A 464-nucleotide genomic window follows, 5' to 3' on the forward strand; every position below is an offset into this window, starting at 1 on the left:
GCAGTATTGAACTGAAGAGTTTGATCATGGCTCAGATTGAACGCTGGCGGCAGGCCTAACACATGCAAGTCGAGCGGATGACGGGAGCTTGCTCCTTGATTCAGCGGCGGACGGGTGAGTAATGCCTAGGAATCTGCCTGGTAGTGGGGGACAACGTTTCGAAAGGAACGCTAATACCGCATACGTCCTACGGGAGAAAGCAGGGGACCTTCGGGCCTTGCGCTATCAGATGAGCCTAGGTCGGATTAGCTAGTTGGTGGGGTAATGGCTCACCAAGGCGACGATCCGTAACTGGTCTGAGAGGATGATCAGTCACACTGGAACTGAGACACGGTCCAGACTCCTACGGGAGGCAGCAGTGGGGAATATTGGACAATGGGCGAAAGCCTGATCCAGCCATGCCGCGTGTGTGAAGAAGGTCTTCGGATTGTAAAGCACTTTAAGTTGGGAGGAAGGGCAGTAAG

The 464-nt window shown here is 54.1% G+C and carries 1 rRNA gene; it reads left to right on the forward strand.

The window, feature by feature from the left end:
- Positions 1–8 precede the first annotated feature (8 nt).
- Positions 9–464: ribosomal RNA gene (locus ACK59Z_RS25905) — 16S ribosomal RNA — on the forward strand; the annotation flags it as partial.

The organism is Pseudomonas sp. KCJK9058 (assembly GCF_046230975.1).
Lineage (GTDB): Bacteria > Pseudomonadota > Gammaproteobacteria > Pseudomonadales > Pseudomonadaceae > Aquipseudomonas > Aquipseudomonas alloputida.